The sequence below is a fragment of the Gordonia sp. NPDC003422 genome (assembly GCF_053588675.1).
In genome coordinates this window covers 34,834-59,225 of sequence record NZ_JBSFQL010000028.1, presented here as the reverse complement: position 1 = coordinate 59,225, position 24,392 = coordinate 34,834, and the positions used below count along the sequence as shown (strand labels likewise).

Here is a 24,392-nt window from a genome sequence, read left to right as displayed (position 1 = left end):
CTTCGCTGTTCGTGTGCGCCCAACCTTCGCAGCCTATCCGCCGGTCGATCCCGAATACCAAGCCAGCAGGCCCTATCCAGCGAAGACACAGCAACTGCGCACGAGGTGCCCAGGCTCGACGTCGGTCGAGCCTCCACTCTCCTATCGCTGCCCGAGCCGCTTATGTTCCGCAGGCCGAGCCGAGCCCCCACCGCTGGTCGAGCCGCTACCGAGCCGCCCCCAACCGTTGCCTAGGTGCGAGGAGCGCAAGCGACGAACCCATCGCCGCCTGAGGCGCGAGGAGCGCAAGCGACGAGCCTCGAAGGCCACGTAACGCGCAGTCGCCAGCCCTTCGAGGCTCGCTTCGCTCGCACCTCAGGGAGCGGAGGGGTCGCTTCGCTCGGAGTCGGCTCGATCAGCGTGGGGGCGGCTCGGAGTCGGCTCGATCAGCGTGAGGGCCGGCTCGATCAGCGTGAGGGCCGGCTCGATCAGCGTGGGGTGGCTCGATCAACGGGAAGGACAAACGCCGAAGGGCGGGAACCCTTTCGGATTCCCGCCCTTCGATCAGAGTTGCTGTAGATCAGCCGAGGCTGAACGGCTTGCCGTTGAGCACGGTGACGCTCTTCACCGAATCGGTGGAAACGGTCACCTGGATGCGCGGACGAGCCGAAGCGTAGCCCGCGCAACCATCGACGCCGAACTTCTCCTGGCTGTAGACGACGCCACCCTTACTGCCCTTGAAGGTGTAGTCGTTGACCTCGTAGTCCTTATACGCGGTGCTGTCACCCGACGTGGTGTTGATGACCCAAATGGTCTTCACCTCACCGGGGCCGAGAGTGATGCCAGCATTCGCACCATTCTGATCCGCATTCGGGGTCACATTGCCGCCGCTATCAATGTCAGCTCCCGCACCTGCTCCGGCGCTGGCCCCGAAGTTCACCTGGCAACCCACGTCGTAACCGACCTTGATCGAACCGCCGTCGGCCTTTCCGCCGACGTTGACGCGCACCTTGCCGGTGACCCAAACCTCACGCGAGGTCTGGACGTTGGTGACCGCGCGCTGGACGTTGACGAACTGGTCGAACAGGGTGACGGTCACCGGGGTGCCATCAACGAGCTTCGCGGTGATCTTGCCGCCGGGCAGTTTGCCGGCCGCGGCCACCCCGTCGCCGAGGCCCGCGATCCCCATCACGGCAGCGCCGGTGATGGCCGCACCTGCGACCACACGGCGGGTGATGTTCTTCTTCATGATTCCCCTTCGTGGAATATCGATCTGCTCAGGGCAGATAAATCAGAGAGTGAGTGTTATCTGCGCCCGGTCAGTTGATGCTGAAGGGCTTGCCGTACAGGGTGGACTGAATGAGGGTGCCCTCGCCGTTCACGGTGCCGTCATCGGTGTTGTAACCCTTGGCGGCGATCACCTTGACCGCCGAGCGAGCCGAGGCGTAACCGCCGCAGCCGTTGAGCTTGAACGACAGCTGCGAGAGCTGGAGGCTCATAGGCTTGCCGTCGAAGTCTTTATCCGTGACGTCGACGATCGCGACCTGACCCGGTGCGAGCGGGAAGCTCACAGAACCGGAGATGTTCGCGGTCGCAGCAACGAAATCAAGAGCGCCGCTGAGGCCAAGTTCCACTCCGCTGATGTCAACTTGGCAGCCGACGATGTATTTGACGGCGATGTTGCCAGCGACACCCGCCGAAGCTTTAGTGGTGTAGGTGCCCGAGAGCACGAATCCGCGGGCGGTCGGGTTGTTGGCCACGGTGCCGATCGCATAGGCGCTCTCATTAGTGCGCCAGGTCTGCACGACCTCACCGTCAATGCCGGTGGCCTTCTTGTAACCATTCGGCAGCTTCGCGGCAGCTGCGTCGCCTGCCCCCATACCGGCCAGGCCCAGGGCCGCCACCGACGCGATGGCGACGGCGCCGGCAACGCGGCGCAGCCCAAGCTTGCTGAACTTGCTCATTCGTTCCCTCTCACAGGATTCGGCTGTTCTCCTATGGATGCATGCGCATCCACAAGTTGATGACCCTCGGGTCGTCCCCGAAACCTCACAGTATCCGCTAAGCCGGGTCTTACGCATGGCTTAGAAGAAGGCAAGGTTTCGTGAACCCTGGTCACTGCTGCGTTGTCACTCGCGACAGATCGCAGGACTCCCCCCTGGTTCCCGACGTTGGGCACCGAGCGTTGTCGAGGCGAACGTTATCGGGTCGATATCTGTACCGGCAACAGGAGGAATCAGTGGTGTCGCAACCCCAGACTCGATATCGCGAATCGGACATTCACCATTGATAGATTCGGAAATGTTAACGGAAGGAAAACACGCTGCTGCGGGCATGTCAGAACATATATGCGTCACTCGTAATGAGGCGGACGCTGTGATTCGTACCATTCTCGCGAGTGCCCGTTGTGATCTTCGTCACGCTCGTCCGAAGTCGTGTCGGGAAGGTCGATTCCGAAGACATCGTCGCGCATCCGACGACGCCGTGCACCGCGCGAACGATCGTTAGCGTCACTGCTCACGCCCGGTTTTTCAGTGTGATCGGCACTACTCGGCATTGACTCTTCACCCACTGTTCACTCCATTACGCCCGATCGTCGTCGCACGCATACGTTTTCGTCAAGAATCTATCGATCGACAAAATCGTTGGTTGGGGCGGTGGTTGCTGACATTGTCGGGTCGCGAGCCCTTCGAGGCTCGTCGACTTCGAGACGCTCCGTGCTCGTACCTCGCATGGGGCTCCTCAGCCCGGCGGCTAGCGCTCCTCGCACCTCAGGGAGCGGTAGTTGGCTCCCGCTTGCGGCTCCTCAACCAGCGGAGGGGGCGGTGGGTGGCTCCCGCTTGCGGCTACTCGACCAGCAATTGGGTGCGGTGGGTGCGATTGGGACGCTCAGAACTCGCTGATGCTCTCGATCACGAACTTGGCGAGGGGTGCGACGGTGGCCATGCCATCGCGCACGGCTGCACGGGAATTCGCGATGTTGACGACGAGCGTCTGACCGGAGATGCCGGCCAGACCGCGCGACAGACCACCGTCGGTGGCGCCCGCGGCGAGCCCGGAACTCCGGACGGCCTCTTCGATGCCCTCCAGACGCCGATCCAGCAGGGGTTCGGTGGCCTCGGGCGTCACGTCGCGAGCCCCCACGCCGACGCCGCCGACGGACAGCACCAGGTCCACGCCACCGATCACCGCGGTGTTCAGCGCGTTGCGGATCTCGATCTCGTCCGATGACACCACCACGGTCGCGTCGACGTGAAAACCGGCCTCCGCCAACAACTCTCCCACCAGCGGGCCGAGCAGGCGATGGTCGTCCCCGTGGGCGGCCTCGTCGTCGACCACCACGACGAGCGCCCGACCGACCTCGCCGGTCACCTCGGATGAACCGTCGGGGTGCCGCGCCACGAACTCGCGGGCAGCGGCATCGGCGGCCACCACGTCGGCCGGATCCACATCACCGGTGTCGGCCGTGTCGGTCACAAAGCGGGAAGCGGAATCGGCGGTCATCTGTACACCTTTCGAGAGCTCGAACGTGGATCTGGAATCAACTGGTAGGCAGCTCGGCGAGCGTCACACGCGCGGTCTTGGTCTGCCCTTGGTAGGTGTATTCGACGGTCACCTGATCGCCAGGCGCGTACGACCGGATCGCTGCCACCAACGCATCGCCAGAGGTGATGACGCGATTGTCGACCTTGGTGATCACCGCACCCTTCGGGATTCCGGCGTCGTCGGCCGGGCCACCCTGGGTCACGTCGTTGACCAGTGCGCCGGGGTTGTCGGGGTCGGTGTTGGGTCGCACCGTCACACCGATACCGGCGTGGGTCGCCTTGCCCGTCTCCTGCAACTGCTTGGCCACGCGGATGGCCTGGTCGATCGGGATCGCGAAACCAAGGCCGATGCTGCCGGTCTGCTGCTGCTCACTGCCGCCGAGGGTCGCGATGGCGGTGTTCACACCGATCAGCGCCCCCCGAGCGTTGACCAGCGCACCACCCGAGTTGCCCGGGTTGATGGCCGCGTCGGTCTGGATGGCGTCGATCACCGAGGCGGTGCCACCCTCCCGCGACGTCGACACCGGACGGTTCAGCGCACTGATGATGCCGGTGGTCACGGTGCCGGCCAGGCCCAGCGGCGACCCGATCGCGATGACGTCCTGCCCGACGGCGAGGTTGCTCGACGTGCCGATGTCGATCTGCTTGAGGCCGGTGCGCTCGACCTTGATGACGGCGATGTCGGAGATCGGGTCGGCGCCGAGAACCCGCGCCGGGGCGCGCGTGCCGTCGGAGAAGTCCACCGTCACCTGGCTCGCGGGACGGCTGCCACCAGCACTGATCACGTGATTGTTGGTCATGATCACGCCATTGGAGTCGATGACGACGCCCGACCCCTCACCCGACTGGCTGCCCTCGGTGACATCGATCGACACCACCGATGGCAGGACGCGGGCCGCCACGTCCTGCACCGACCCTGGGGGCGCGGCCGGTTGGTCGGTGCTCTTGTCGCCGCCGAGCGGCCGGTTGTTGGACGCGGGGTCGCTGTCGGAGTCGAAGACCTTGGCGCTGAGGAAACCGCCGATGCCACCGGCCACCAGTGCGAGCAGCACGGCACCGATCACCAGCAGGGTCTTGCCGACGCCCGACCGCTTCTTCTTCGCTGGCTCGGGTGCGCCGTACGGATCGCCGACCGGTGCCAGACCTGCGGTTTCCGGCCGGGTGCCGGGCGGCGTCGAGCCGGGCTGGCCGAAGGCGTGCGTCGGACCGGGCTGGCCATAGGCCTGGGTGGGACCCGACTGGCCGAACGCGGTCGTCGGGTCTGGCTGGGCAGTCGGGCCGGGTTGGGGCGTCGGACCGGGCTGGCCGAACGCGTGCGTCGGGCCGGGCCGGTACGCGGGCGCGGGACCTGACTGGCCGAACGGATTCGGATCGGGCTGGCCGTAACCGCCGGGCCGCGAATGGTGTCCGTAGCTGGCGGCGCCAGGTGCCTCGTTGCCGGGTGTGCCAGGAGTTCCGTACTGCGGTGCGCTGTAGTCCTGCGGCGGACGTGGCGGGAGGTTGGTTCCGTGGGCACGAGTGGCCGCCTCCGAACCCGGAACCGCGGCGGTCGGGGATTCCGACCCCGTGACCTTGTCCAGGCCGTAGGCAGGCGTCGACGGCTCCGACGGCCCGTCCTGGGGTGCCGACACCGTCTCCGGGGCTTGCCCGGCGTCGTCCGGCCGTGCGCCCTCCCGGGCGTTCTCCGGCCGGTCGTCGCCGAACGGGCCGCTACCCTGCGAACCGCCAGTCGTCATCTGCAGTCTCTTTCTCCCCGGTACCGATGCTTCACCGGCACGTCAGTGAACACGCACAACACTAGTGGTATGCCGATCCGGCCACAGCGAGTCATCACACAGGCGTCGATCACCGCGGCCGTCCTTCTTTACTGACGAACCACTTGCGGCGATGGTTCCGCCGGCGTCGCCCGACCCGGCAAAGTCATTCGAATGAGCGCACCGCCGAGGTCGGATTGCTCCGCGCCCACCGAACCGCCGTGGCGCATCAACACCTGACGGACGATCGCGAGTCCGAGTCCCGAACCCGGCATCGACCGCGACTGCGTCGACCGATAGAAGCGCTCGAACACCAGCTCACGGTCCTCCACAGGAATGCCCGGCCCGGCGTCGGCGACGGTCAGTTCGGCGGTCGAGATGCCCACCTGATTGAGTTCGACGATCACCGCTCGCCCCCGCGGACTCCACTTGGCGGCGTTGTCGAGCACGTTGAGCACCGCGCGACTCAGACCGTGCTCCTCGCCGAACACGAACCATGGCGTGAGGTTGGTCTGGAACTCGACGTCGCTGCGTCGGCGTCGAACCCGTTCCAGCGCATGCTCGATGATGACGACGAGATCGACCTCCTCGTAGACCACCTCGGGCGCGTCCTCGCGGGCCAGGTCCACCAGATCGCCCACCAGAGTGGACAGTTCCTCGATCTGGGCCATCACGTCCGAGCGCAGTTCCACCATGTCCTGGACGGGCATGGCCGGTGCGCCCGGCTCGCTCGCGGCCATCAGCAGCTCGAGGTTGGTACGCAACGACGTGAGCGGTGTGCGCAGTTCGTGGCCGGCGTCGGCGACCAGTCGGGCCTGCCGGTCGCGGGAGGTGGCCAGCGCGCCGAGCATCGTGTTGAAACTCTCCGTCAACCGCGCCAGCTCGTCGTTGCCCGACACCGGAATCGGTGTGAGATCCATGGTGCGCGACACTCTTTCGGCCGCCCTGGTGAGCCGCGCGACCGGGCGCAGACCCGCCCGCGCCACCGCCGTGCCGGCCAGCGCGGCCAACGCGACACCCCCGCAGCCGACGACGAACAACACCCACGCCAACCGTTTGAGCACCCGGTCGGTGTGCAACAGACTCTGCGCCAGGATCAGCGTGTTCCCGTCGTCGAGTTTGCGTGCGAGCACCCGCTGATTGCCCACGGTTCGCAGGCTCTGCCGGTTGTTGCCGGGCGTGTTCTTCGACCGTGCGACGTCCCGCTCGACCTTCTCGAACGGCACCTGGCCGATCAGATACGTCTGCCCCGTCGGGCGGACGAGGGCCACCGAGATGTTGGTGGAGAACACGGTGCCGGCGACGAGAGATTCGGGACGCTCGTTGAGCAACCCGGTCTTGGCCAGCGCCGTCATGCCGTCGGCTCGGCTCTCGAGTTGTTTGTCGACCTCGTTGTACATCGCGCGGTACACCACGAAGTAGGCGGCGGCGGCCATCAGACTCACCGACACGAGCACGACCGTCGCCGACAGCATCGTGACGCGCACACGCAACGACACGGCCCGGGTGAGGGGAATCGGGGCGCGCATCTCGCGGTTCTCGTCACGCCCGGAACGCATCGCCCGGCGCATCGACCAATCGGAGAGATGCCCGGACGGGGTATTTCCGCCGGCCACTACGGAGGCGTCTCCCGAAGGACATAGCCGACGCCGCGCACGGTGTGGATCAGACGTTCCTCACCGTCGGCCTCGGTCTTGCGCCGCAGGTAGCCGACGTACACCTCGAGCGCGTTGCCGGAGGTCGGGAAGTCGTAACCCCACACCTCCTCGAGGATGCGACTGCGCGACAGCACCCGGCGCGGGTTGGCCATCAGCATCTCCAGCAGCGCGAACTCGGTGCGCGTGAGGCTGATGTGCCGTTCACCCCGCATGACGTCGCGGGTCACCGGATCCAGGGAGAGGTCGGCGAAGCGCAACGTCTCCGAATCGGCGTCGTCCTCGGGGGCGGCCCGACGCAGCAGCGCGCGCAGCCGAGCGAGCAATTCCTCCAGCGCGAACGGTTTGGGCAGGTAGTCGTCGGCGCCGGCGTCGAGGCCGCTGACCCGCTCGGAGACGGTGTCGCGGGCGGTCAGGACCAGGATGGGCAGGTCGTCACCGGCCGAACGCAGACGACGACACACCTCGAGACCGTCGAGGCGCGGCATCATCACGTCCATGATCGCGACATCGGGACGGTCGGAGACGATCTTCTCCAGTGCCTCGATTCCGTCGCCCGCGGTGTCCACCGCATACCCGTTGAAGCTGAGCGAACGACGCAGCGACTCACGGACCGCCCGATCGTCGTCGACCACAAGGATGCGCATACCTACAGTCTTATCCGTAACGACTGAGATGTCGCTGAGCAACGCCGTAAACGACTGACCTGGGGTTCTCAATTGGTACGCACAGGGGCTCGCGGCCGCTGTGAGGGCAAGTTGACTGCTGCGTAACCGGGCCCTTTGAGTCCAGAAACATGGATTTCCGACGCTGGAGTGCGTGACCGCTGCAACCGTTGACTCGCTGTGCGCCTATTGCGGCGTGGGTTGCGGTATGAAGCTGCAGGTCGCCGACGACGGTGGTCTGCCGATCGTCACCAAGACCGTCGGACGCACCGACCACCCCACCAACTTCGGCCGGCTCTGCACCAAGGGCTCCACCACCGCGGACATGCTCGCCGGGGGTGGTCGACTCGAGACGCCGCTGGTGCGTCCGCGACGCGGTGACGAACTCACCTCGGCAGATCTCGATGAGGTCATCACCGACACCGCACAACGTCTGCGCAGCATCATCGACGAGCACGGGCCCGACGCCGTCGCGCTCTACGTCTCCGGTCAGATGTCACTGGAGGCGCAGTACCTGTCCAACAAACTGGCCAAGGGATTCATCGGCACCAACCAGATCGAATCCAACTCCCGGCTGTGCATGGCCAGCGCCGGCACCGGCTACAAGCAGTCGCTCGGGTCCGACGGCCCGCCCGGGTCGTATCAGGACTTCGACCACGCCGACGTCTTCTTCGTCATCGGCGCCAACATGGCCGACTGCCATCCGATCTTGTTCCTGCGCATGATGGACCGCGTCAAGGCCGGAGCGAAGCTGATTGTGGTGGATCCGCGTCGTACCGCGACCGCCGACAAGGCCGACCTGTTCCTGCAGGTTCGCTCAGGCTCCGACCTCGCGCTCCTCAACGGAATCCTGCACCTGCTCATCGCCGGTGGGCACACCGACGACGAGTTCATCGCCGACTTCACCGACGGCTTCGAGCAGATGCCGGACTTCTCTGCTTCGTACTCGCCAGACGTGGTTGCCGAGTTGACCGGTGTCGCCGAGGACGACCTGCGCCGGGCGGCGGAGATGATCGGCACCGCGGGCAACTGGATGAGCTGCTGGACGATGGGTCTCAACCAGTCGACACACGGCACGTGGAACACCAACGCGCTCATCAACCTTCACCTCGCCACCGGCGCCATCTGCCGGCTGGGCAGTGGGCCGTTCTCGCTGACCGGTCAGCCCAATGCGATGGGCGGACGCGAAATGGGTTACATGGGACCGGGTCTGCCCGGTCAGCGTGCGGTGATCTCCGACGCCGACCGCGACTTCGTCGAGGAGGTGTGGCGTGTGCCACGCGGTACCTTGCGCACCGACGTCGGCGGCGGCACCATCGACATGTTCCGCCGCATGGCCGACGGCGAGATCCGCGCATGTTGGGTCATCTGCACCAATCCGGTTGCCTCCGTGGCCAATCGAAAGACCGTCATCGAGGGGCTGGAACGAGCCGAGCTGGTCATCACGCAGGACACGTTTGCCGAGACCGAGACCAACGCCTACGCCGACGTCGTGCTCCCGGCGACGCTGTGGACCGAATCCACCGGCGTGATGGTGAATTCCGAACGCAACCTCACACTGTTCGAACCCGCGCTCCCGCCGCCCGGACAGGCGATCCCGGACTGGCAGATCATCGCCCGCATCGCGTCGGAGATGGGTTACGCCGACGCCTTCGACTACTCGAGCGCCGAGGATATCTTCGAGGAGATCAAGCAATTCGCCAACCCTCGAACGGGTTACGACATTCGCGGCGTCACCTACGACGGCCTGCGTCGAACCCCGATGCAGTGGCCGTGCCCGCCGGATGCGGACCCCACCGACGGTGGTGCGCGCAATCCGATCCGCTATTTGAACGACGGTCGGAGTCAGACGCTCCATCACGCCGCGGACGGCTCGGTGCCGCGTCTGGCCTTTGCCACACCCAATCGGCGCGCGCAGTTCTTCGCGCGGCCGCACATCGACCCTGTCGAGATGCCCGACGACGATTACCCGTTCCTGCTCAACACCGGTCGGCTGCCCCACCAGTGGCACACGATGACCAAGACCGGCCGAGTGGCCAAACTGAACAAGCTCAACCCCGACCCGTTCGTCGAACTGCATCCCGACGATGCGTCGGCGATGGAGGTGTCGACCGGGGACACGGTCGAGATCGCGTCCCGGCGCGGGCGAGCGGTGTTGCCCGCCAGGGTGTCCGACCGCGTACGTCCGGGCAATTGCTTTGTGCCATTCCATTGGAACGACATGTTCGGCGAGCACTACGCCATCAACGCGGTCACCTCAGACGCCATCGACGCAGCGTCGCAACAACCCGAGTTCAAGGTCTGCGCGGTGACGCTCACCAAGGTCGCAACCGCCGTCGTAGTTGAGGAGTCCATGTCAGTGCCGCACTCGAGTCTGTCCGACGCTCTGGGCGTTGCCGGGATTTCCGCGCCTGAGCTGACTGCGTCCGAGAAGCTGTATGTGGCCGGGCTTGCCGCCGGGATCGGCGCGGAACCGGTTGGTGTACCGACCATTCCGTCCGATGCGCCGATCCGCGAGGAAGTACGGATGTGGGTCGGCGGGGTGCTCGCCGGTCGATTTGCGCGCTCGGCTTCGGCCGTGCCTGTTGATTCCGCTTCTGCCGATGACAGTTCTGTGGATACCGTCACCCTGCTCTGGGCGTCGCAGATGGGGGCCGCGGAGGACTACGCAACGTCGGTGGCCGACAAGGTGTCCGACACCGGGCGGACGGTCACCGCGAAATCGATGGACGAGGTCGACGTCGCAACCCTTTCCGGGACAACCCTGTTCGTCACCTCCACCACTGGCGACGGCGAACCACCGGACAACGGAAGCGCCTTCTGGGACAGCTTGAACACCGAGGGTGCGCCCGACCTGTCGGGCGTCGACTTCTCCGTACTGGCCTTCGGCGACTCCAACTACGACGACTTCTGTGGCCACGGACGCAAACTCGACGAGAAGATCGCCGAACTCGGCGGTCGGCGGATCGTCGACCGTGTCGATTGCGAACCGGACTTCGAAGAATCAGCGGGCGGCTGGCTCGACAGCGTGATCCGAGCGATCAGCATGCACGGACCAGTTGTCGAAGGGACGGCCACCGACGACAAGGTCGTGGTGGTCAGCGAACCCGCCGACTCCTCGGCAGCACCGTCGATCCGCACGGCGCCGGCCTACTCGCGCAAGCAGCCGCTGGTGACCGCGCTGACCCGCAACGTCAAACTCAACGGTGATGGTTCGGGGAAAGACGTGCGCAACTTCGGGTTTCGCATCCCTCCGGACACTCTTCGCTATGACACCGGCGATGCGCTGGGTGTCTGGCCGTTGAACACTCACACGCTGATCGACGAGTGGCTCAGCCTCACCAAGCTCGACGAGAACGAGATGGTCGACCTTCCCGACGGCGACACCATGACACTGCGCCGAGCTCTACGGGAGCGTGTCGACTTCGCGAAGGTGACACCCGACTTCGTGCGTCTGGTCGCCGAACGCAGCGGGTCGTCGGAGCTGCGTGACCTCGTGGCTCCGGGCAACAAGGATGCACTCAATCGCTGGATGTGGGGCCGACAGAGCGTCGACGTCCTCGCCCAGTATCCGGCACGCGCCACCGCCGCCGAGTGGATTGCTGCGCTCAAATCGTTGGTGCCACGGTCATATTCGATCTCGTCGAGCCCGCTGGAAGATCCCGAGGAAGTGCAGCTGACGGTGTCGGCCGTGCGCTACAACATGTTCGGCACCCCGCGCGGCGGCGTCTGTTCCACGTTCCTCGCCGATCACGCCGATGCCGAGGACGTGGGGTTGTACGTCACCAAGTCGACCCACTTCGGTCCCCCCGCCGACCCGGACACGCCGATGATCATGATCGGTCCGGGCACCGGCATCGCACCGTTCCGCGGCTTCCTTCGCGAGCGTGAAGCGTTGGGCCACAACGGACCCAACTGGCTGTTCTTCGGCGAGCAGTACTCCGCCACCGACTTCTACTACCGCGACGAGCTCACCTCGATGCTCTCCGACGGCGTGCTCACCCGCCTCGACGTCGCCTTCTCCCGCGACCAGGATCGCAAGATCTACGTCCAAGACCGGATGCGCGAACACGGCGAAGAGCTCTACCAGTGGCTGCACGACGGCGCCCACGTCTACGTCTGCGGCGACGCGTCGCGCATGGCCAAGGATGTCGACGCCGCTCTCAAAGGGATTGTCGCACAGCATGGTCGGCGCTCGGCCAAGAGCGCCGAGTCCTACGTCAAGGCCCTCGCCGCCGACAAACGCTACGTTCGGGACGTGTACTGAGCCACCGCTGCCGGGGTGCCGACCCATCCGCCGCCCCTACGCGCCCCATCCGCTGCCTGAGGTGTGAGGAGCACAAGCGACGACCTACCGCTGCCTGAGGTGCGAGGCGCCGCCCTGAGGAGCGAGCTTGCGAGCGTCTCGAAGGGAGCACAGCGACGACCTACCGCTGCCTGAGGTGCGAGGAGCGCAAGCGACGAGCCTCGAAGGCCAGGCGACGAAAACATCGGAGCCGTGCAACTCTCTACTCTCGCTTTCGTGGCAATCCACCCCGCCGCTTCGACAGAGACTTCAGCACGTTGAAATCTCCGTCGATCAGCGCCTTCTTCTTCCGCCGCGACCAGCCGTGCAACCGTCGTTTGAAGGCATACGCCTCGCGCACACTCGGGAATTCCATCGCCCACACGAGCTTGAGCGGCCGACGCTTGGCCGTGTATCCGATCTGGCCCGTGCTGTGCTGGTTCATCCTCTTGTCGAGATCGACGGTGCTACCGGAGTAGTAGACGCCATCGGCGCACTCGATGATGTATGCGTAGCCCATCAGACCATCGTGGCCGCAAGGGATGTCGTTCCAACTTCCGCGCTCGAGTTGTCCACAGAGAACACGCCGACGAGTTCGTTGTGGAGTATTGTTCGACCGCCAAGCCGGTAGGCAGCTTTCGATGTTTGGCGGTCAAGCAAGCCGGTAGGCGGCTATCGATGTTTCGTCGCCAGGCCTTCGAGGCTCGTCGCTTGCGCTCCTCACACCTCAGGCAGCGGTGGGTGCTCCTCGCACCTCAGGCAGCCGTAGGTCGTCGCTTGCGCTCCTCACACCTCAGGCAGCGGTACGTGGTCGCTTTTGGTAGGTGCCATCCACCCCGGGCGATCACAACCACACGACGATCTCGCCGTCGCGGTCTTCCACCCGGTAAACCGTCACCGACCCGACCGCCCCGTTCCGGCACGTTCCGTCGCCGAACGAGAAGGCGTATTGGTGCAGCGGACAGACGATGGTGCCGAGGTCGAACTGGCCGTCGGCGAGTGGTCCGCCGTTGTGGGGGCAGATCGCGTCGGTGGCGCGCAACGTGCCGTCGGTCATCCGGAACACGGCAATCTGTTTGCCCTGGAACGAGTAAGCCCGACCCTCCCCGACCATCAGGTCTTCCATCGGCCCCACAACCGTTGCGGTTCCGCTCGATACGGCGGTCATCGTGCAACCACCTCCGGAGACGGCCGCGCACCACGCGCGGGAACCGCAGGTAACGGCAATAGCGGTAGCGCAGGCGTGAACTGGGCCGGCGACTTCGGTTCGACGCGATCGAGCCACGGGTCGACGTAGCCGGCGACTGCTTCCTCGATGCGCTCCTGAAGCCCGGCGACCAGACCGTCACGGTCGTCGACCAGAATGGCTCGCAACTCTTCGATCGAGATCCGCGGCACCCACGCATATGTGCGCTCCAACCACTTTCCGGTCTCGCGGTAGTGCTGAATGAAGATGCCGCATAACCGGACAACCTCGTCGGGTGAATCGACCGTGGCGAGCAGATCACCCTTGCGGATGTGCGCCCCGGCCGCACCACCGACGTAGATCTCCCACTTCCCATCGCCGATGGCGACGACCCCGAAGTCCTTGCACAGCGCTTCGGCACAGTTGCGCGGACACCCCGTGACTGCGAGTTTCAGCTTCGCGGGCGACTCGAGCCCCTGGTATCTGGTCTCGATGTCGATGCCGAGCTGAGTCGAATCGCCGAGACCGAACCGGCAATAGTCGGTTCCCACACAAGTTTTCACGGTACGGAAGCTCTTGCCGTAGGCGTACCCCGACGGCATGCCCAGGTCGGCCCACACCTTGGGCAGATCTTCCTTCTTCACGCCGAGCAGGTCGAGGCGCTGACCGCCGGTCGCCTTGATCATCGGGATGTCGTACTTCTCGGCCACATCCGCGATCTTGCGCAGTTGCTCTGGCGACGTGACGCCGCCCTTCATCTGGGGAACCACCGAGAACGTGCCGTCGCGCTGGATGTTCGCGTGCACGCGGTCGTTGACGAACAACGCACCCGGTTCACGTTTCCACTCCGCGCCCCAGATCACCCGCAACAGCGACGCCAGTGGCATCTTGGCGGCCGCGTCCTCACCGTCGGGTGCCAACGCGGCGAACACGTCGGTGACCGACCGGAGGTCCTGTCGTCGAATGGCTTCGATGAGTTCAGGTTTGGTCAGCGGGATGCATGGCACGTACCAGTCCGCGGACTTGTCGACGGTCAGCGCGTCACCGGCCGCAAGCTCGACGATGTCGGCGACCAGACCCTTGCATGAGCCGCAGCCCTTTCCGGCGCGGGTCTTGGCGCAGACGTCGCTGACGCTGGTGCAGCCCGACGCGACGCATGCCACGATGTCACCCTTGGTGACGCCGTTGCAGTTGCAGACCTGGACGTCGTCGGACAGCTCGGCGGCACCCGTTGCCGCGCTGGGTGTTCCGAGATCGAAGAGCATCGAGATGCGCTCGTCGGGCAGCGGCACCTTCTCGTCGAAAGCCTGGGTCAGGAAGCTGGCCTTCGAGATGTCGCCGAGCAGCATTGCGCCGATGAGCTTGTTGTCGCGCACCACGACACTCTTGTAGATACCGCTGCGCGGTTCGTAGAACTGGACGAACTCGTCGTCGTCGCGTTCGGGCCCTTTGACACCCATCGCCGCGACGTCCACGCCGGCGACCTTCAACTTCGTCGTCAGGCGCGAACCATGATATTCCGCAGCAGGATTCGCTCCGGTGATGACATCGGCCAGGACCACCGCCTGCTCCCACAGCGGAGCCACCAAACCGTAGACCTCGCTACGGTGCTGCGCGCATTCGCCGACCGAGTAGATGAATGCCTCGTCTTCGCAACGCATCTGATCGTCGACCACGATCCCGCGTTCGACCACCAATCCGGCACCGCGAGCGATCTCGACGTTGGGCCGGATGCCGGCGGTCACCACGATCATGTCCGCGGGAAGCGAACCGCCGTCGGTGAAGCCCACACCCGCGACCGTGCCGTCGTCGGCGCGCAGTACCGAGGTCGTGCGTTTGCCGGTGAGCACCCCGACCCCGAGTTCCTCGATCTTGTTGCGCAACACCCGACCACCGCGCTCGTCGAGCTGCTGATTCATCAGGTGGCCGGGCGAATGCACCACGTCGACGTCGACGCCCTGCGTCTTGAGACCGTAGGCAGCCTCCAGACCGAGCAGTCCGCCGCCGATCACCACCGCCTTCACGTGATCTCGCGAGGTCGCCATCTGCAGCATTCCGTTGGTGTCCTCGATGGTGCGAAAACCGAAGACCCCGCGCGCAAGTCGGCCGTCGGGCTCGCGCAGGCCGTCCATGTTGGGAAAAAACGTGTGCGATCCGGTCGCGATGATCAGGACGTCGAACCCGATGATCCGACCGCTCTCGCACCGCACGCTCTTGGCGAACCGGTCGATGGATTCGGCACGGTCGCCGGCATGCAGCGTGACCCCGTTCTCGGAGTACCACGCCATCGGGTTGAGCATCAGGTCGTCGTCGTCCGTGGAGGTTTCGCCGGACAGCACATGCGACAACATGATTCGGTTGTAGTTGCCGTACGGCTCGTCGCCGATCATCGTGATGAAGAACTGGTCGCCGCCCCCGCGCGCGAGAATCTCTTCGACGGTGCGCGCCCCGGCCATACCGTTGCCGACCACCACCAGCCGGCGTTTGGGCGCTGCGTCCGGGTCCCAGTTCGACGACTGCATCAGAAGGTGACCATCCCGAAGTCGATCACGACTTCGCCGATGGTGCCTTCCGGCGCTGCGAGCACGAGTTCCAGGACACTGTCGGGGTCGACGTCCTCCACGACGCGCAGCGGCACGTTCACCGACGACTTGGCACCCATCGGGAAGATCCGCATCGGCGAACCGTCGCGCATGAGCGTGACGTAGATGAGGTCATCGGAGCTGTTGCCGCCACGAAAGTAGAGCGGCTGCGCCGTCAGGCCAGATGGCACCGTGTACGTCAGCGACGGGTCGATGGGGCCGGGTTTGGTGAGCCCGGACCCGGCGAACGCGAACACGCCCTGGAGGAAGTGCGGAGTGCTGGACATACCCGCCACTATCCCGAGTACGCGTGAAATGCCACTTGCGGCGATGTTACGGGGGCGTTGTCAGGCGCTCACTGCACCGCGCGTCGACTGTGCGTAGAGCCCCCGCTGGCGCAGGCGCGAGCTTGCGAGCCTCGAAGCCGTTGGTGAGCTGAGAGCGTTGTCTCACCAGCCCTTCGAGGCAGTGAGGCTAGCGCCTCGAGCATCTCAGGGAGCGGAAGGGGGCACCACAGCGGGAGAGGCACCACGGGGAGCGAACTGTCAGCGCTTGCGCCACCCCGCCGCACCGACCATGTCGGCGACCTGGGTGAACTTCACACGCGGACGGCCCTGTTCGGCGCCGCGTCGGCGTTCGGAACGGTCGATGGCGCGCATGCCTCGATAGCCGATGACGCGCCGCACGCGGCGTCGGATGAGCGTCTGGAAGTCGCCCGCATTACGCGTGGTCCGGCGCAGCGCGCCCGACACGGCGTCGGCGATGAAGTCCTCGACCGTCGCCTGTGCACACATCTTGTTCGCGCCGATGCCCCCGCTCGGGCCGCGCTTGGCCCAGCCGAGCACGTAGACGCCGGGGATGACGTCGCCGGAGTCGTCGGTCATCCGGCCGTCGACGTTGGGGAAGATGCCGCGCTTGTCGTCGAAGGCGAGGCCCTCGATCGGCGTGGAGCGGTATCCGATGGAGCGCACCACGAGGTCGGTGGCAACGGAATGGCGGTGTTCGCCCGACCGCAGGTTCACCGATTCCACTCGCTCATCTCCGACAATCGACTCAGGAGTGGTGTGGAACAGGAACACGATTCGACGACGACTCGGGTCGGCCGGACCGGTCAGGTCGGGCACGTCACCTCCGGAGTGGACCACCACGTCGACGCCCGGGATCTCCGACAGCGCACGGTATTCCGCTGCCGTGTAGGCGGCGTCCTCGGGACCCCGACGACCCAGCAGAACCACCTCGTGGACGTTCTGTTCCCGCAGGATGTCGAGCGCGCGGTCGGCGATGTCGGTGGTGGCCAACAACTCCGGCGGCGACACCAGAATGCGTGCGACGTCGAGCGCGACGTTGCCGGTCCCCACGACCACCGCCCGACCGGTGGCCGGATCATCGTCGGAACCACGACGAATGGGCGGACCCTGCTCGGCTCCCGGGACCGCGTTGTACCAGGCCACGAGTTCGGTGGCCGACGTCGAGCCGGGCAGATCCTCGCCGGGGATACCCAGGCGACGTGACTCGCTCGCACCGACCGCGTAGAACACCGCGTCGAAGTGGTCGGCGAGTTCGTCGGGCGAGATATCCTTGCCCACAGTCACATTGGTGAGCATGGTGACGCGCGGGTCGCGGTAGAGCAGGTCGAATCCACGCAACACCCCTTTCGTGCCGGGATGGTCGGGGGCCACCCCGGCACGAACGAGTCCACCCGGTGTTGGCAGCTTGTCGAGGACGGTGACGTGCGCCTCGGTCCGGTCCAGCAGGGTGCGCAGCGCGTAGCCACCCGACGGCCCGGTACCGACTAGCGCAACCCGCAGTCCCGCAGGGAGTTTCGGAATCTCTGGGTAGCTCACCGGACCCCAGCCGGACTTCACGTCGGCGTTGTTCTTGTAATAGTCGGCATTGATCTCGATGAACACCTGATCGCGGGCGCCGAGACGGTCGGCCGGGTAGATCGCGTCGACCGGGCAGGCATCTGCACATGCGCCGCAATCGATGCACGCCTCGGGATCGATGTGCAGGATGTCGGAGCTACCGAACCCGCGTTCTTCGGGCGTCGGGTGGATGCAGTTCACCGGGCACACCGAGACGCATGCTGCGTCGCTGCAGCAGGATTGAGTGATGACGAACATCAGAGCATGTGCACTTTCCGGTAGTAGCGCATCGCCGGGCGGGTCAGGAGTCCCACCTCGTCGAGGAACTCCATGAGATGCACGCAACTCGACCGGACCATCGACTGGAAGTGCGAGTTGGAGTTCATCTCCGCGACCGCACGATCCGCGTCGAGTCCCGCATCCTCGAAGGCCTTGCGCTGCACCAGACTCGAGACGATGAAGTAGGCGCCAAGCGCCACGTAGAACGCAGAGAACTGGCGTCGGAACCAGCCGACACCCTGCATCGACTCGCGCACTTCCTCGCGCGCGAACTTCATGTGGCGCGATTCCTCGAGCACATGAATCTCGTTGACGGTGCGGATGAACGGCAGGACCCGGTCGTCGCGCATGCACCCACGCTGGAAGACGTCGAGCACTTCCTCGGCGACCAGGATGCCAGCGTAGGCGACCTCGTTCCTTGCGGTTCGCTTGAACAGTTTACCCAGGCGCCCAACCCATTTGGTGGGCTTGTAGGAGGTTCCGACCATCTTCTCCGACGCCTTGGCGAACATGATCGAGTGGCGGCACTCGTCGGCGATCTCGGTGAGCGCGAACTGGAATTCGGGGCTGTGATACGCGCCGAGGTACTGGTCGCGGATCACCATCTCCTGCAGGATCATCTCGAACCAGATGCCGATGTTCATGATCGACGCGAACTCGTGGCGGGTCACCGAGATCCGCTGCTCCTCGGTGAGTTCATCCCAATACGCCGTCCCGTACAGCGACGACCATTCCGGGCTGCAGCCGTACTTGGTGGGGTCCATCGGCAGCGACCAGTCGATCTCGGTCATCGCATTGCGCGACAGCCGCGCGGCCGACGCGAGAAGACGCTCGGACACTTCCTGGGTGCCCTGGTCATGCATGCTCACGACGTTGTCGATGGGCGCCTCAGGCTCACCGGCGTGGGTGCGGTCCATAGCGGCAGTCATCTGATTCGCCTCCAGTAATCGTGACAACGTGTGATGTTATGACAATGCTTGTTGTCAAGATAGCACCGGGCTGCGACCGAGTAAACAGACACAGGAATATACTGGCGAGTAAGTTAGACCGAGGACCTCATCGACGCAGGTCAGAAGGCAGGAGACGGATATGTCATCGATTTTCATCACCGGCGGCGCGGCGGGCATCGGACTGGCCACCGCGGAGCGTTTCGACCGGGAGGGATGGACGATCGGTGTCTACGACGTCAACAAGGACGCCCTCGACAAGGTCAAGGCGAACCACCCCGATTGGATCGTCGGCGAACTCGACGTCCGCGATGAGGCCCAGTGGGCGCACGCGCTCGGTGAGTTCACCGAGGCGACGGGTGGCACGCTCGATGTCCTCGACAACAACGCGGGCATCCTGCACGAGGGTCCGCTGACCGAGATCTCCCCGGACGCGATCAAGCGCCAGATCGACATCGACGCGCTCGGCGTCGCGCTCGGGGCTCAGGCCGCGCACCCGTACCTGAAGGCGACGCCCGGTGCACACCTGGTCAACATCGCCTCGGCGTCGGCCATCTACGGGCAGCCCGACATCGCCGTGTACAGCGCCACCAAGTTCTTTGTCGCCGGCCTGACCGAGGCGCTCGAACTCGAGTGGGAGCCCGACGACATCCGCGTCGTCAGCATCTGGCCGCTGTGGGCCAAGACCGCGCTGGCCGCCGCCGACGCCAAGTCGACCAAGACCCTGGGCATCCGGATCACGCCCGAGCAGGTCGCCGACAAGGTGTGGGAGTCAGTACATCCCACCCGCCAGGACAAGCTGCTGCACCGGACCAGCTACGGCGTCGGTACCCAGACCCTGGTGCTGGGCAACGCGGCCAAGTTCATCCCGAACTTCCTCAACCGCGCCGTCAACAAGTTCATCGCCCAGTAGGAACCGGCCGGCGGCGGCGATCGTGGGGGCAGGAAGGTTGGTCGGGCCGGTGGCCAGGATCGGGCCCCTGACGGTGGTCCTCCGGGTATTTCCCGGAAGCACTCGCTCACGGGCCCGATCTCAGTCACCTGTCGTCGCGTTCCGCCGAACGCGACGACAGAAGCAGGCGCCCCACGAAAAGTAGGGGACGAAACTTCCTCCCCTGGCCTTGGAGTCCTCCCCCGGAAAATTCTCGCGGACGACTATGAAACCCGGGGACGAAGTTCCTCCCCTAGATTTTGCGGCACGACACTATCGCATTTGCCCAGTTCAGCGCGGTGGTCGCCGAACACTTCGCATCAGTAGTCGGTCGACGTCGACGATGCGCCGACGACCAGACCCAGATAGATCACGTTGATGACGAAGTACGCCAGGATTCCGACAAGTGCGATCGCACCGATGATGATCCCGGCGATGGCCAGCCCGTCGCCTTCTTCGGTTCCGTTGGAGTTCTTGATCTGATTGCGCGCGATGAGGCCGAACACGATCCCCAACCAGCTGAGACACCCACACCCGGCGAGCGACACCACGAGCGCGGTGATCGCCATCGCGTTGGTCCGGCGCACCGGGGCAATGACTACCGGCGGCCCGTACGCCGGCTGTCCGTAGTACGGAGCACCGTACGGTTGCACGGACGGCGCGCCGTAGGCCGGCACCGGCGGTAGCGCAGCAGACGACGGCGGGGGCAACGGAGGCAGCGATCCCGACACCGGCGGAGGCGTGATCGGCATCGGGAGCGGCGGGGTCCCCTTGTCCAAGCGGGGCGGCGTCACCGGTCGTTGGCTCAGCTGGGTCGGCTCCCATTGCGACGAATCATCACCGGACGAACCGCCGTAATACTCGGGCATTCTGATTGGTCCCCCCGTTGGTTGGTGCACCGACGTGGTGCCCGGTCATCGTAACCAGCCCATGACCGATCCGAACGGTTGGTCACGCACGTGAACGACCGCCCCCGGGCACAAGGCCCAGGGGCGGTCGGTGGTTCGTTTGTCGCGACGGTCGGCGGCGCGACCGTCGGGCAGCTCTAGATCAGCGACGGTCCAGGTCGATGACGCCCGCGCGGGCAGCCTTGACCAGACGACGCGGAATGCGCTGCACGACGCCGTTCACCTTCACCTCTTGCAGTGCGGGATTGTCCGCCTTCCACTGCGAACGACGGCTACGGGTGTTGGCCCGCGACATCCGGCGCTTCGGTACAGCCATGGTTGAGCCCTTCTCCTACGGTGGTCTGTCTGGGATCGATCAGCTGGCGCGATGATCCCTGGTCAGTGCGCCTGCAGCCCGGTGGGCGCGTCACACAACCTCACCAGACTACCCGGCAAGGACGGCAACCTCCAAAACGAGGCTTGTCAGTAGTCGGTGCTGGTGTCGAAGGCGAAGCTACCGATCACGCCGGCGAACACAAGAATCCAGTAGATGATGAACAGCACGGTCACAATGGCGCCGATGATGATTCCGGCCAGCGCCATCCCGTCGCCGGTCTGTGTGCCGTTGGATTCCTTGATCTGCTTGCGTGCGACGATGCCGAGAACCAGGCCGACGATGGCGGTGAGGCCACAGCACACCAAGCCGACAATCGAGCACACCAAAGATGCGATTGCGAGAGGGTTGTTCTTCGCCTGCGCCGGGTACCCCGGTGCGCCTGCTGCCGGGTAACCCGAAGCGCCGTATCCGGGCTGACCGTACGGGCTGGCGGGCGGGGTGCCATACGACGGCGTGCCATAGGACGGCGGCACGTTCGGGTCGGACGACGCGCCGGGGTCCGCACCGTAGGACGGCGTCGATGCACCGTAGGAGGGCGTCGAACCGGGGGCGCCGTAGGACGGCGTCGAGCCCGGTGCACCGTACGACGGCGGAGCGCCGTACTGCGACGGATCCGACGAAGGCGTGGACGGCGATCCGTAAGACGGCGGCGGTGTCTGCGAGACCCGGGTGGCGTCGTAGCCACCGGCGGGTGGCTGCGGTGTGCCATACGACGGCGGGGGCGGGCTGCTCGGCGAGCCCTGCGGTGGATACCCCTCACCCGGTCCGGTCTTGATCACTCGCGTCGCGTCCCCGGAAGGCGTGGCGGGTGGCTCGTACGATTCGGGTTCCGCGGGCTTCTTCTTGAACGGATCGTCGTCGCCGGTCGGGTTCGTCATCGGCTTGGCCTTTCGAAACGCGCGGCTCCCCGAGACGCGCAGACGGATCGGTACCGCAAGGCGCGGCACGTCGGATACAGCCTAGTCAAGATCGTTCCGATCCCCCTCGGAAAGCAGCCGAAATCAGTCGTTCAGTAGGTCCCGAAAATGATCGCGATGAGAAGAACTGTGCAGATCACCGAGAGCGCAAGCCCGATGCCACCCGTGATGAGACCGGCCAGTGCGTTGCCGCTGCCGCTCTGCGCGCCGGCCGAATCGTCGATCTCGCGTCGCGCCTTGACTCCCATCACCAGTGCGACGATGCCGGTGGGACCTGAGATCGGGATGGAGAAGCAGCTGAACAGGAAGACACTGACCAGGCTTGCGATGCCGCAGATGAGAGCGGCGGTGGATTTTCCGTTGGTCTGCGACATCGGTTGTCCGTAGCCGTACGGCGCGGGTCCGTACGCCCCGTACTGCACCGGTGCCGGGTACTGCGGATACCCGGGTGTCGGTGGGTACTGGCCGTACGGGTTCGGCGACACCGCCCCGTAATAGCCATCGGACCCCGGCGCCGCGACCGGCGGAAGCGGCGGATTGGCCCCGTAGCCCGCCAGATACGGATCGCTCGACGGGTCTTGATAGGTCGGCTGCGCTTGATAGGTGGGCGGGGCTTGATAGGTGGGCGGGGCTTGATAGGTCGGCGAGAACTCGGTGGGTGCATACGGCGCGGGCTGCACCGGTGCGTCCTTGTTCAGCGAGACCCATCCGTCGTCCTGGTGGCCCGATCCCTGTCCAGGCGTGTTGGTCACGCTGACCTCCTCCACGATCGCCCGATTGATGTGGATTTCAGGGTAGTGAATAAGCTCGGCTGGTGTCAGGCGTGGTTTCCGGGTTCACCGTCATCTTCATCGTGGTGGGCATCGGATATGTGCTCGGACGGACGCGCCTGCTCGGCGACCACGCCCACGAGGTGTTGTCGCGACTGGTGTTCTTCGTCTGCACGCCGGCGCTCCTCTTCTATTCGCTTGTTACCTCGGATCTGTCGGTCATCTTCTCCTCGACCCTGGTCATCGCGGGTGGCAGCGCACTGGCAATCGGGCTGGTCTACGTGGTCGTGGCCCGATTCTGGCTGCGGCGCGCGGTTCCGGAGCTGGTCATCGGCGCGTTGTCGTCGTCGTACGTCAACAGCGTGAATCTCGGGCTCCCGATCGCCATCTTCGTGCTCGACGACGCGACGTTCATCGCGCCGCTGCTGCTTTTCCAGATCCTCATCTACTCCCCGATCGCGCTCCTGGCCCTCGACCTCACGGCGCTCGATCGTGGCGCGCACCGCTCGCTGTGGCGCGACGCTGTCGTCACCCCGCTGACCAATCCGATCGTCATCGGCGGGGTGACCGGACTTGTCGTCTCGCTCATTGGCTGGATACCGCCGGCACCGGTACTCGAACCCCTCAAGATGCTCGGAAACGCCTCGGTGCCAGGAGCATTGCTCGCCTTTGGACTCTCCCTGACCGGTGTGACGGTGTTCAAGAAGGGCGAGAGCCCACGACGCGACATCGCGCTCGCCACCGCCCTGAAGATGCTCGTCATGCCGGCGCTGGTCTACGTCGTCGCGCGTTGGGGCTTCGGCCAGACCGGGCATCAACTCTTCGCGCAGGTGGTGATCGGTGCGCTGCCGAGCGCGCAGAACGTGATGGTCTACGCGACGCGATATCGGCGCGGTCAGATCCTCGCGCGCGACACCGCGCTCATCACCACCCTCGCGTCGATCCCGGCGATCGCGATCATCTCGCTGGTGCTTGCCTGACGGGTTGACCGGCCCAGGACTCGAGTCGAATTGCCTACTCGTCGACCGGCTTACGTTTGACGTCGACGCCGCCCATCAGCGCCAGACCGGTGACGCGCACCGTCGGTGCGCCAGGCGCGCCAGTCGCGTTCGCGCCACCGAAACCCCCCATGATGCCCAGACCACCGACGTCGACGGTCACGTCCTCCGGGACGGTGATGTCGACGCCGCCCATGATCGCCACGCATTGGATCGTCAGAACGGGCTCGGTGAACTCGACCTCGCGCAAGTCGATCTCAACCCCGCCCATGATCGCGGTCGCACTCAGGTGTCCGCCGACGGGAGCGGTCCCTTTGAGTTCGCTGCCGGACATGATCGCGAGCCGATGACGAACGATTGCCGCGCTGTCCGACCTGCCGGTCACCCGCGTGCCGCGCGTCGTGTCGACCACTGGCCAGGTGGGCAACGCGACGCCGAGCTGGGCCACCGGAAGATCGTCGGTGAGTTCGTCGAGGTCACCAAAAGTCTTGGCCATCACGGCTTTTCCGGCGCGTTCCTCGTACTCGGCCGGCGAGAGGTTGCCGCCCGCCATCGCGGCCGACAGGATCTCGTGCACCAGTTCGCGATCGGCATCGGCGGCTCGCAGACGCGCGCGACGGTCGTCGGACGGAAGGTCGGGAGTGGTCACGATCCCGACACTAGTGTCGATTCCGGCCGACGACCACCGTGGAAACCCGGAGAATGGCCCCCAGAATAAGGCCCCGAGACAACCCTTACCCAGGAGACGAC

20 protein-coding genes are annotated in these 24,392 nt (G+C 65.4%); 3 read left to right on the top strand and 17 right to left on the bottom strand.

Annotated elements, in window-relative coordinates:
- Positions 1–559: 559 nt before the first annotated feature.
- The 6 genes from ACWDTF_RS20710 to ACWDTF_RS20685 form a co-directional block, all read right to left on the bottom strand.
- Positions 560–1,228: an MspA family porin gene (locus tag ACWDTF_RS20710; RefSeq protein WP_449754976.1), complete on the bottom strand. Its 669-nt coding sequence runs from the start codon at positions 1,226–1,228 to the stop codon at positions 560–562.
- Between the two features lie 70 nt (positions 1,229–1,298).
- Positions 1,299–1,943 (bottom strand): MspA family porin, encoded by a 645-nt coding sequence (locus ACWDTF_RS20705; protein ID WP_449754975.1) that lies wholly within the window; start codon positions 1,941–1,943, stop codon positions 1,299–1,301.
- 925 nt (positions 1,944–2,868) lie between these two features.
- Positions 2,869–3,483: a MogA/MoaB family molybdenum cofactor biosynthesis protein gene (locus tag ACWDTF_RS20700; protein WP_355275100.1), complete on the bottom strand. Its 615-nt coding sequence runs from the start codon at positions 3,481–3,483 to the stop codon at positions 2,869–2,871.
- Between the two features lie 37 nt (positions 3,484–3,520).
- The gene (locus tag ACWDTF_RS20695) at positions 3,521–5,260 is read right to left on the bottom strand and encodes a trypsin-like peptidase domain-containing protein (RefSeq protein WP_449754974.1); all 1,740 of its coding nucleotides are present in this window, start codon (positions 5,258–5,260) and stop codon (positions 3,521–3,523) included.
- Between the two features lie 128 nt (positions 5,261–5,388).
- A complete protein-coding gene (locus tag ACWDTF_RS20690) occupies positions 5,389–6,849 on the bottom strand; it encodes an ATP-binding protein (RefSeq protein WP_449754985.1) in 1,461 nt (486 codons plus the stop codon).
- A 44-nt stretch (positions 6,850–6,893) separates the two neighbouring features.
- Positions 6,894–7,580, bottom strand: a complete 687-nt coding sequence (locus ACWDTF_RS20685) for a response regulator transcription factor (RefSeq protein WP_449754973.1) — start codon at positions 7,578–7,580, stop codon at positions 6,894–6,896.
- Positions 7,581–7,806: 226 nt separating this feature from the next.
- Here ACWDTF_RS20685 and ACWDTF_RS20680 point away from each other — a divergent pair, with 226 nt between their 5' ends.
- Positions 7,807–11,865, top strand: coding sequence for a molybdopterin-dependent oxidoreductase (locus ACWDTF_RS20680; RefSeq protein WP_449754984.1), 4,059 nt, complete (start codon positions 7,807–7,809; stop codon positions 11,863–11,865).
- Positions 11,866–12,106: 241 nt separating this feature from the next.
- Here ACWDTF_RS20680 and ACWDTF_RS20675 read toward each other — a convergent pair whose 3' ends face one another.
- The 6 genes from ACWDTF_RS20675 to ACWDTF_RS20650 form a co-directional block, all read right to left on the bottom strand.
- Complete coding sequence (locus ACWDTF_RS20675; RefSeq protein ID WP_449754972.1) at positions 12,107–12,403, bottom strand: GIY-YIG nuclease family protein; 297 nt, start codon at positions 12,401–12,403, stop codon at positions 12,107–12,109.
- Positions 12,404–12,727: 324 nt separating this feature from the next.
- Positions 12,728–13,051, bottom strand: coding sequence for a Rieske (2Fe-2S) protein (locus tag ACWDTF_RS20670; protein ID WP_449754971.1), 324 nt, complete (start codon positions 13,049–13,051; stop codon positions 12,728–12,730).
- Positions 13,048–15,591, bottom strand: coding sequence for a nitrite reductase large subunit NirB (gene nirB, locus ACWDTF_RS20665; RefSeq protein ID WP_449754970.1), 2,544 nt, complete (start codon positions 15,589–15,591; stop codon positions 13,048–13,050). The genes ACWDTF_RS20670 and nirB overlap by 4 nt, the downstream gene beginning before the upstream one ends.
- A complete protein-coding gene (locus tag ACWDTF_RS20660; protein WP_449754969.1) occupies positions 15,591–15,938 on the bottom strand; it encodes a molybdopterin oxidoreductase in 348 nt (115 codons plus the stop codon). The genes nirB and ACWDTF_RS20660 overlap by 1 nt, the downstream gene beginning before the upstream one ends.
- Positions 15,939–16,196: 258 nt before the next feature.
- Positions 16,197–17,774, bottom strand: coding sequence for a 4Fe-4S binding protein (locus tag ACWDTF_RS20655; protein ID WP_449754968.1), 1,578 nt, complete (start codon positions 17,772–17,774; stop codon positions 16,197–16,199).
- On the bottom strand, positions 17,774–18,724 hold the full coding sequence (locus tag ACWDTF_RS20650) for an AurF N-oxygenase family protein (RefSeq protein WP_449754967.1): 951 nt from the start codon (positions 18,722–18,724) through the stop codon (positions 17,774–17,776). Before ACWDTF_RS20650 ends, ACWDTF_RS20655 begins: the two co-directional genes overlap by 1 nt.
- 160 nt (positions 18,725–18,884) lie before the next feature.
- On the opposite strand from ACWDTF_RS20650, the gene ACWDTF_RS20645 reads away from it, so the two are divergent.
- Positions 18,885–19,655, top strand: a complete 771-nt coding sequence (locus tag ACWDTF_RS20645; RefSeq protein WP_240856381.1) for an SDR family oxidoreductase — start codon at positions 18,885–18,887, stop codon at positions 19,653–19,655.
- A gap of 338 nt (positions 19,656–19,993) precedes the next feature.
- Here ACWDTF_RS20645 and ACWDTF_RS20640 read toward each other — a convergent pair whose 3' ends face one another.
- The 4 genes from ACWDTF_RS20640 to ACWDTF_RS20625 all read right to left on the bottom strand — a co-directional run bounded on the left by ACWDTF_RS20640 (position 19,994) and on the right by ACWDTF_RS20625 (position 22,626).
- On the bottom strand, positions 19,994–20,542 hold the full coding sequence (locus tag ACWDTF_RS20640; RefSeq protein WP_433258433.1) for a DUF4190 domain-containing protein: 549 nt from the start codon (positions 20,540–20,542) through the stop codon (positions 19,994–19,996).
- A gap of 181 nt (positions 20,543–20,723) precedes the next feature.
- Positions 20,724–20,897, bottom strand: a complete 174-nt coding sequence (rpmF, locus tag ACWDTF_RS20635) for a 50S ribosomal protein L32 (protein WP_240856379.1) — start codon at positions 20,895–20,897, stop codon at positions 20,724–20,726.
- A gap of 146 nt (positions 20,898–21,043) precedes the next feature.
- The gene (locus ACWDTF_RS20630) at positions 21,044–21,835 is read right to left on the bottom strand and encodes a DUF4190 domain-containing protein (RefSeq protein ID WP_433258431.1); all 792 of its coding nucleotides are present in this window, start codon (positions 21,833–21,835) and stop codon (positions 21,044–21,046) included.
- Positions 21,836–21,966: 131 nt separating this feature from the next.
- Positions 21,967–22,626, bottom strand: a complete 660-nt coding sequence (locus ACWDTF_RS20625; RefSeq protein ID WP_433258429.1) for a DUF4190 domain-containing protein — start codon at positions 22,624–22,626, stop codon at positions 21,967–21,969.
- Between the two features lie 62 nt (positions 22,627–22,688).
- On the opposite strand from ACWDTF_RS20625, the gene ACWDTF_RS20620 reads away from it, so the two are divergent.
- A complete protein-coding gene (locus tag ACWDTF_RS20620; RefSeq protein ID WP_433258427.1) occupies positions 22,689–23,624 on the top strand; it encodes an AEC family transporter in 936 nt (311 codons plus the stop codon).
- Between the two features lie 34 nt (positions 23,625–23,658).
- Here ACWDTF_RS20620 and ACWDTF_RS20615 read toward each other — a convergent pair whose 3' ends face one another.
- Entirely contained in the window at positions 23,659–24,291 is a 633-nt protein-coding gene (locus ACWDTF_RS20615) for a DUF1707 SHOCT-like domain-containing protein (protein ID WP_449754966.1), read from the bottom strand.
- Between the last annotated feature and the right edge of the window lie 101 nt (positions 24,292–24,392).